Source organism: Staphylococcus pasteuri, from assembly GCF_030547725.1.
Classification (GTDB): Bacteria; Bacillota; Bacilli; order Staphylococcales; family Staphylococcaceae; genus Staphylococcus; species Staphylococcus pasteuri.
This window is the reverse complement of the sequence record NZ_JAUOQO010000248.1, coordinates 1-282: the sequence shown is the minus strand read 5'-3', so window position 1 is coordinate 282 and position 282 is coordinate 1. Positions and strand designations below refer to the sequence as shown.

Below are 282 nucleotides of genomic sequence, written 5' to 3'. Positions count from 1 at the left end.
ATGGATAAATCAAGTTCTACAGGACAATTGTTATTTCATTTATTCGCAGCATTTGCAGAGTTTGAACGTAATTTAATTTTAGAACGTTCTTCAGCGGGGCGAATGGCAGCTCGTGCTAGAGGACGCTATGGAGGTCGACCCGAAAAATTAAATAAACAAGATTTGACTTTACTCAAAACACTTTATGATAATGGAACCCCGATTAAAACTATTGCAGAGCAATGGAAAGTTTCACGTACAACAATCTATCGTTATCTCAATAAGTTAAATAACCAAGAAAAT

The 282-nt window shown here is 35.5% G+C and carries 1 protein-coding gene; it reads left to right on the top strand.

The window, feature by feature from the left end; all coding sequences use genetic code 11:
* Positions 1–282: helix-turn-helix domain-containing protein (locus tag Q4528_RS13560; RefSeq protein ID WP_303522059.1), on the top strand; the 282-nt coding region annotated here is incomplete at both ends.